The following is a 7,983-nucleotide window of genomic DNA, read 5'->3' as shown; positions in this document are numbered from 1 at the left end:
ATTGTTGTGGTGACTATATTATACAAAAAAGAGAGCTGAGTAAAACATTTTTTTTAAAATGTTACTCAGCTTTTTTTATATATAATTTTTCTATCACTTCTGTTTATATAAGAAAAATGAATATTTAAAAAATTTTTCTTTTTTTATTGTTGACAAAGAAAAAAAATTATGATAAAATCCTTTTGTTATTGGGGCGTCGCCAAGCGGTAAGGCAACGGACTTTGACTCCGTTATGCGTTGGTTCGAATCCAGCCGCCCCAGCCAACAAGAATTTAAACTCTCTGATTTCAGGGAGTTTTTTTTTCGCCCAAATTTTTTAAAAATATATTGACAAAGAAAATAAAAATGAGAAAATAGGATTACAATATAGATGAAGAAATAAAGATTTTATTATTTTATGGTAAAAGGGGAATTCATTATGAAAAGCTATGAAATGGATATGTGCAGCGGACCTTTGTTCCGTCGTATGCTTGTTTTTACTGTACCTTTAATATGTTCAGGTATTCTGCAGCTTTTTTTTAATGCTGCTGATATAATTGTGGTTGGAAAATTTTCTGGAGAGCATGCACTTGCAGCAGTAGGATCAACCAGCTCCCTGATAAATCTTCTTCTAAATCTTGTTATAGGAGTTTCTTTGGGGGCTAGTGTCATTGTAGGAAGGAATTATGGAGCAAAACATAAATCTGCTGTGAGAAAAAGTGTTCATACAGCAATAGCTGTTGCTTTGTGGTCTGGAGTTATAATGTTATTTATAGGAGTACTACTTTCACCACCTATATTAAAACTTATGGGAACACCTGATGATGTAATAAAACTTTCTACACTTTATATGAGAATATATTTTCTTGGTATGCCTTCTATGATGCTTTATAATTTTGGAGCTTCTGTTTTAAGAGCAGCAGGAGATACAAGGCGTCCTTTGTATATTCTTGCAGGTGCTGGAATGATAAATATATTTTTAAATCTTATCTTTGTAGTTGGAATGAATTTAAGTGTTGCTGGAGTAGCACTTGCAACTATTGTTTCTGAAACAATCTCAGCCTTTATGGTTATGAGAATTTTAATAAAAACAGATGGTTTCCTTCATCTTGATATAAAAAGAATAAAAATTCATAAGAAATTTTTTAAAGAGATGCTTAAAGTAGGGCTTCCTGCAGGAATTCAAGGGGTATTTTTCAATATATCAAATGTACTTATTCAGTCTTCAGTCAATTCTTTTGGTTCAGTTGTGATGGCAGGAAATACAGCTGCTGTAACTCTTGAAGGGTTTGTTGATACTTCAATTCTTGCAATTTATCAGACAACACTTAATTTTACAAGTCAGAATATGGGAGCAAGAAAATACAGCAGAATAGGAAAGATATTTACTTCTTCTCTTATAATGTCAGTAGTTACTGGTCTTATTTTTGGAGGAGGAACATATATTTTTGCAGATAAGCTTCTTAAAATATGTATTTCCACAGAGGAGGCTATATCTTATGGAGCAGTTCGTTTAGGAATAGTTGCAGTAAGTTATCCATTATGTGGAATAATGGATGTGGGAGCAAGTATTTTGAGAGGAATGGGATATTCTATTCTTCCAACAGTAGTTGTTCTTATAGGGGCATGTATATTTAGAGTTGTATGGATTCTTACAGTTTTCAAAGAATATCATAGTCTTGTGGTCCTTTATTTTTCTTATCCTATAAGTTGGTTTCTTACTTCGTTAATTCTTATAGGATGTTATTTATATCTTAAACGCCGTTTTGTTGAAAGGTAAAATAGGCATAAAAACAGAAAAGGATAATCTGATAACGGATTATCCTTTCTGCTTTTAATATATTTTTATGGGTAAAGGGCTTATTCAGCAACTTCTCTTTCCATTTCAAAAAGAGAGTTGTTTTCAAAGATTTCATCTTCCTGTTTTTTATTGCTTTCATCAGGAAGAAATCTTTTATAGAATGGAATAAACACAGAGATGCATGTAAGTACTAAAAGAATTTGTTGATACCAAAGAAGTGGAATTACTTCAAAAGGTGTTACAGCTCCTTTTGTAAATCCTATAAGGATAAGCATCTGAGCTCCATAAGGTATAATTCCTTGAGCAATACATGAGAATATTCCAAGAATACCTGCTATTCTTCTGTTATCAAGTTTGTGTTCTTCTGATATTTTTTTAGCAATAGAACCGTTGATGATAATAGCAACAGTATTATTTGCAACAGCAAAGTCAGTAAGAGCAACAAGGATACCTATTCCAAATTGTGCTGATTTTTTTCCTGTTATCATTTTTTGAATTTTATGCAGAATCCATTCTACTCCTCCAGCTTTTGTAACCATAGTTGCAAGACCTCCAGTAAGAAGAGAAAGGATGAATATTTCATTCATATTTACAAATCCTGTATAAATTTCTTTTGTAAATTGTATAAAAGTAAAAGAATCAGTCATTATTCCAATTATACCAGAGAAAATAATTCCTCCTGTAAGAACTATAAATACATTTATTCCTGCAAGAGAAAGTACAAGAACAAAAATATATGGAAGAATTTTTATAATATTGTAGTCATAATATTGTGCAGCAACAATAGTTTCAGGTTTTCCAAATACAAGGAAAAGAGCAAGAGCAGCAAGAGCAGCTGGAATTGCAATACTTATATTTGCCTTAAATTTGTCTTTCATAAGACATCCCTGAGTTCTTGTAGCAGCTATAGTTGTATCTGAAATCATAGAAAGGTCATCCCCAAACATAGATCCGCTCATTACAGCTGATAAGATTATTGCAAGGGGAACATTAGCTTTTGAAGAAAGTTCAAGAGCTATTGGAGCAATAGCAACAATGGCACCTACTGATGTTCCTGTAGCTGTAGAAATAAAACTTGTAATAATAAATATTCCTGCAGTTATATATTGTGGTGGTATAAAAGTAAGTCCAAGGTTAGCCGTAGATTCCACTCCTCCCATAGCTTTTGAAACTCCAGCAAATGCACCAGCAAGAAGATATATAATACACATAATTATAATATCAGAATGTCCGCATCCGCTTATAAAAGTTTCAAATTTTTCAGTTATAGTACCTTTGAAAAGAAGAAAAGCTGCAATTACACCGCACATTATGGCAACCGGTGAAGGAAGTTGATAGAAAGCCATTTCTACACCTCTTATTTCAAAGAATATCCCGGCTCCAAGATATACAAGAATAAAAACAATAAAAGGAATAAGTCCTTTAAAACTTGGTTTAACACTAGTCATGTATTGAGTCCTCCTGATGTATTGTGTGATAAAAATAGTTTTTAGCAAAACTGATTTTTATTTTATTTTTATGTGTGATATAATATAAAATAGTTCAATTAATAATCACATTATAAGATTTTAGAGTATAAAAATAAATTGGTCAATAAAACACTGTTAAAAGTGTTATGGAACAGAGTGTAAAAAAAGGAGAAAAGCGATGTTAAAAGAAAATGTACTGTTCAGTAAAACATCTGATGAAAAATATTATCTTCAGCTTTATAAAATTTTTAAAAGTGAAATAGATGCAGGGAAACTTTCAGCAGGTTCTAAACTGCCTTCAGTAAGACAAACAGCTATGAAATATAAAGTAAATATGAATACAGTTCTTCAGTCTTATAATCTTTTAGAGCAAAATGGTTTTATAGAAAAAATACCTGGAAAAGGATGTTTTATAAAAAAGGGTTCTGACTTTACTCTTGATACAAAAGTTCATCCTATTTTGGAAAATTTCAGATATGGACAAGAGAAATCAAAAGACATTATAAATTTTTCAAATGGTACTCCAACAGCAGAATATTTTCCTGCTTCTGTTTATAAAGAATTAGGAAAACAAATAATTGAAGAGTACGGGCCTGAAATATTTGAATATCAGAATGTACAGGGGCTTGAGAGTTTAAGAGTTGTTCTTTCGGAAGAACTTGAAAAAGATGATATTTTTGTAACTGAAGACGATATTCTTATAACTTCAGGAACACAGCAGGCTCTTGATATAATACTGAATCTTTTTCATTCAAAAACAGGTCTTACAATAGCTCTTTCAGATCCTTCATATCCAAATGCTCTTAACCTTTTTACAAATTTGTGCAGAGTAAAGGGGTTTGATTTAAAAAATGATGGTTGGGATATGGAAGAATTTGAAAAATTTTTAAAAACAGAAAAGATAAATCTTGTTTATGAAGTTTTTAATTTTCAAAATCCAACAGGAATTAAATGGAGTGAAGAAAAAAAGAAAAAACTTCTTGAACTTGCAGTAAAGTATGATTTTTATATTATTGAAGATGATACATTTTCAGAATTTTATTATGAAGGAGAAAGACCGAGCACTCTTAAAAGTTTTGATAAAACTGGGCATGAAAGAGTTATTTATATAAGGACATACTCTAAGACTATAATGCCTGGAATAGGGACAGCCCTTATGGTTGCTCCAAGAAGTTTTATGGAGAAAGCTGTTCTTGTAAAATATAGTCTTGATACAACAACATCAGGACTTAATCAGAAAATTTTAGAGTATTTTATAAAAGATGGATATCTTGAAAAACATATTTCAGATATAAAAAGTGTTTTTAAGGAAAAATATAACTATATGCTGAATCTTTTAAAAGAAGTTCCTTATCTTCAAATTATGCATGTACCTGCAGGAGGTTTTTTCATTTGGGTACTTTTGGCAGAACATATTGATGGAGAAAAGTTCTATAAAAAATGCCGTGAAAGAGGAGTGGCAGTGCTTCCAGGAAGTGTATTTTATAATGATAAGAGAGCTGAATGTAAAGTAAGACTTACATTTGTATCAGGTGAGCTGGAAGAAATAAAAAGAGGTATAGATGTAATAAAGGATATTTTAATTCATTGCAAACACCCTGAATAAGTAATATAATATCATCATAAAAAGAAAATCAGAATTAAATTAGGAGAGGAACACAGATGAGCAAACTAATAAAAAAAGTAGCAGCAATACATGATTTATCAGGATTTGGAAGAGCATCACTTACAACTGTAATTCCAATATTATCAACAATGGGAATACAGGTTTGTCCTGTGCCTACAGCAATTCTTTCAACTCATACAAGTAATTTTACAGGATATAGTTTTATAGATCTTACAGATTATATGGAAGAGCATATTGCTCACTGGAAAAAACTTAATCTAGAATTTGATTGTATATATTCAGGATTTTTAGGTTCCCCAAGACAAATAAAAATAGTTTCTGATTTTGTAGATCATTTTGGTCATAAAGATAATCTTGTTGTTGTGGATCCTGTTCTTGGAGATAATGGTTCTCTTTATGGAACAATGGGGCAAGAAATGGTAACTGAAATGAGAAAACTCGTTTCAAAAGCTGATATTATAACTCCAAATTTCACAGAAGCAGCTTTTCTTCTTGGTGAAGAATATAAAGAAGTTACAACAGAACAAGAGGTAAAAGAATGGCTTGTAAGAATAGCTGAAATGGGACCTAAAATAGTTATAATAACAAGTGTTCCAGATGAAAAAGTTAATGAATTTGAAAAAAATATGAGTGTAATAGCTTATAATAAAGAAGATGATGTTTTTTGGAAAGTATCATGTAAATATATACCTGTTTCATATCCTGGAACTGGAGATGCTTATACAAGTGTTCTTATTGGAAGTCTTTTACAAGGAGATAGTCTTCCAGTTGCAATAGACAGAGCTATGCAGTTTGTTACTCAATGTATAAAAGCTAGCTATGGATTTAAATATCCAAGTAGAGAAGGGGTTCTTCTTGAAAGAAATTTAAATATTTTAAATGTTCCAGTTCTTTTAGGAGCTTATGAACTATTGAAAAATGGTGAATGATAGTTTAAAAGATTATTTCAAATTGAAATAAAAAAACAAATATAAAATAATAAAAAAGCAGAACATGAAATAAAAACAGTGAGGTGTTTAAGATGAAAGTATTGCTTTTAAACGGAAGTCCCAGAATAAATGGGAATACTAAAACAGCTCTTAAAGCAGCTGCAGAAGGTATAGTAGAAAATTGTGAGCATGATGTTGAACTTATAGATGTATCCAAATATAATGTGAAAGGTTGTATGGCTTGTGAAAGCTGCAAAAAAACAAATGGGATTTGTGTTATAGAAGATGATGGAAGAATTTTAGCTGAAAAAATATATGAAGCTGATGTAGTTATATTTGGTTCTCCTGTTTATTGGTGGGGAATAACTTCACAAATTAAAGCTGTAATAGACAGAATATACTGTAAAGGTGAAAGCCTTAATAAACTTAAGAAAAAAATAGGAATAATCGCTGTTGGAGAAGCAGAACTTTCAGACAGAGAATATGAACTTATAAATGGTCAGTTTCAATGTATATGTGAATATTTAAACTGGGATTTGATTATTGATGAAAAAATTTCAGCTTGGGCAGTTGGAGATCTTGCAAGAGATATAGAAAAAGTAGAGGAACTTAAAAATCTTTGGAAAAAGATATAAGAAAAGGGGATTTTTACCCCCTTTTTTTTATTCTTCAGTTTTTCTTTCTTTTTTTGTAACCAAAAGTTGATCAATTTTGAAATTATCAACATCAACAACTTCAAAAGTATAATTTTCAAATTCAACTTTAGCAGCTTTTTTGGGAATACTTTTAAGCATAAACATCATGAAACCAGCAATAGTTTCATAAGTATCTTCTTCAGGTAATTTTTCAATACCTAGAACTTTTTTTACATCTTCTACAGATGTAACCCCATCAATAAGCCACGATCCTTCTCCCCTTGCTATAATTTGCTGCTCGTCCTGATCTTGATAAACAACATCTCCCATAAGAGTATTTACAACATCATAGAAAGTTACAAGTCCTACAACATGGCCGTATTCATTTAGAATGACAGCAAAATCTTCTCTAGCTTCATTGAACTTATCCAAAGCTTCGGAAATTGTAAGGGTATTAGGAAGAATTAAAAGATTTGTATTAGTTATATCTTTTATATCATTAAGACTTTTAAGTTCACTATTAAGTATTCTTGGAAGAATATTTTTAGAATCCACATATCCTATTACAGAATCAATGTCATCTTTACAGATAAGAAATTTTGAATGAGGATATGTACTTATTTTTTCTTTAATACTCTCTTCAGCTTCATCAACTGTGAAATAGATTATGTCATTTCTATATGTCATAATTGAAGAGACCCATCTTGTGTCAAGTTCAAAAACATTTTCAATAAGAGAATGTTCTTTCTTTTGAATAACTCCTGTTTCTGCCCCTTCATCAACTATAGCAAAGATATCATCATATGTAATTTCATCATTTCTATTTTGCTCTATTTTTAAAATTCTGAAAATGAAAGAAGCTATGCTGTCAAAGAAAATGATAAAAGGTCTGAAAAGGTAAATCAGAAAAAGCATAGGTTTAATAATAGATACAGCAGCTTTTTCAGGAGCAGCCATTGCAAGCCTTCTTGGAATAAGGTCAGCAAATTCTATAAAAAGGCTTGTAATAAATATAAAGGAAATTAAAGAACAAATAGTTTCTGCTCTATATGGAGATACAGAAAACCATGATATTACAGCAGGTTTTATAAAAGGAGTAAGGATATTTTCTCCTAGAATACCTGCAAGTATGGCAATAGCATTTGTTCCAATTTGTACAGCAGCAAAGAAATTTCCAGAAGTTTCTTGAACTTCTAAAACTTTTTCAGCATTTTTATTTCCTTTTTCTTTCATTATCTGAAGTTTCATTTTTCTTGCTGAAGCCAAAGAAATTTCACTGATAGCAAGAAAAACACTTAATACAATAAGTAATATAATTAAAAATATTCTTAAAAAAATATCAGTTTCCGAATTATGCATATTTTCCTCCTATATTAGTTAAAAATTAAGAAATTTTATAACTAATAAATACAACTTAAAAAAGACTGAATTAGTACTATATTATTATATAATTTTTAAAGCTAAAAAACAATATTTGAAAAAAGAGTTATAAAATAAAAAAAGGCTGAGCATAATTTATTTCAATCTTGCCTCAGTCTTTTAT

Annotated in this window: 6 protein-coding genes and 1 tRNA gene; 5 read left to right on the top strand and 2 right to left on the bottom strand. The window is 30.4% G+C overall.

The features are described from left to right. The first annotated feature begins 189 nt into the window (after window positions 1-189). Window positions 190-264: transfer RNA gene (locus I6E17_RS08480), tRNA-Gln, on the top strand. Window positions 265-418: 154 nt separating this feature from the next. Beyond that, window positions 419-1,759: an MATE family efflux transporter gene (locus I6E17_RS08475; RefSeq protein WP_235236716.1), complete on the top strand. Its 1,341-nt coding sequence runs from the start codon at window positions 419-421 to the stop codon at window positions 1,757-1,759. Between the two features lie 80 nt (window positions 1,760-1,839). Here I6E17_RS08475 and I6E17_RS08470 read toward each other — a convergent pair whose 3' ends face one another. Next, complete coding sequence (locus I6E17_RS08470) at window positions 1,840-3,228, bottom strand: Na+/H+ antiporter NhaC family protein (RefSeq protein ID WP_235236714.1); 1,389 nt, start codon at window positions 3,226-3,228, stop codon at window positions 1,840-1,842. A gap of 199 nt (window positions 3,229-3,427) precedes the next feature. Here I6E17_RS08470 and I6E17_RS08465 point away from each other — a divergent pair, with 199 nt between their 5' ends. From I6E17_RS08465 to I6E17_RS08455, 3 genes are all read left to right on the top strand, one after another. Beyond that, entirely contained in the window at window positions 3,428-4,855 is a 1,428-nt protein-coding gene (locus I6E17_RS08465) for a PLP-dependent aminotransferase family protein (protein WP_235236712.1), read from the top strand. Between the two features lie 56 nt (window positions 4,856-4,911). Further along, entirely contained in the window at window positions 4,912-5,805 is an 894-nt protein-coding gene (locus I6E17_RS08460) for a pyridoxamine kinase (protein ID WP_235236710.1), read from the top strand. Window positions 5,806-5,897: 92 nt separating this feature from the next. Further along, the gene (locus I6E17_RS08455) at window positions 5,898-6,440 is read left to right on the top strand and encodes a flavodoxin family protein (RefSeq protein ID WP_235236709.1); all 543 of its coding nucleotides are present in this window, start codon (window positions 5,898-5,900) and stop codon (window positions 6,438-6,440) included. 27 nt (window positions 6,441-6,467) lie between these two features. Here I6E17_RS08455 and I6E17_RS08450 read toward each other — a convergent pair whose 3' ends face one another. Beyond that, a complete protein-coding gene (locus I6E17_RS08450) occupies window positions 6,468-7,799 on the bottom strand; it encodes a hemolysin family protein (RefSeq protein WP_235236707.1) in 1,332 nt (443 codons plus the stop codon). Between the last annotated feature and the right edge of the window lie 184 nt (window positions 7,800-7,983).

The sequence above is a fragment of the Fusobacterium perfoetens genome, from assembly GCF_021531595.1.
GTDB lineage: Bacteria > Fusobacteriota > Fusobacteriia > Fusobacteriales > Fusobacteriaceae > Fusobacterium_B.
This window is presented reverse-complemented; position numbering and strand designations above follow the sequence as displayed.

Excerpts from the sequence above, each read along its gene's own strand:
- I6E17_RS08475 (WP_235236716.1), top strand. The coding sequence starts at position 419 with ATGAAAAGCTATGAAATGGATATGTGCAGCGGACCTTTGTTCCGTCGT.
- I6E17_RS08470 (WP_235236714.1), bottom strand. The coding sequence starts at position 3,228 with ATGACTAGTGTTAAACCAAGTTTTAAAGGACTTATTCCTTTTATTGTT.
- I6E17_RS08465 (WP_235236712.1), top strand. The coding sequence starts at position 3,428 with ATGTTAAAAGAAAATGTACTGTTCAGTAAAACATCTGATGAAAAATAT.
- I6E17_RS08460 (WP_235236710.1), top strand. The coding sequence starts at position 4,912 with ATGAGCAAACTAATAAAAAAAGTAGCAGCAATACATGATTTATCAGGA.
- I6E17_RS08455 (WP_235236709.1), top strand. The coding sequence starts at position 5,898 with ATGAAAGTATTGCTTTTAAACGGAAGTCCCAGAATAAATGGGAATACT.
- I6E17_RS08450 (WP_235236707.1), bottom strand. The coding sequence starts at position 7,799 with ATGCATAATTCGGAAACTGATATTTTTTTAAGAATATTTTTAATTATA.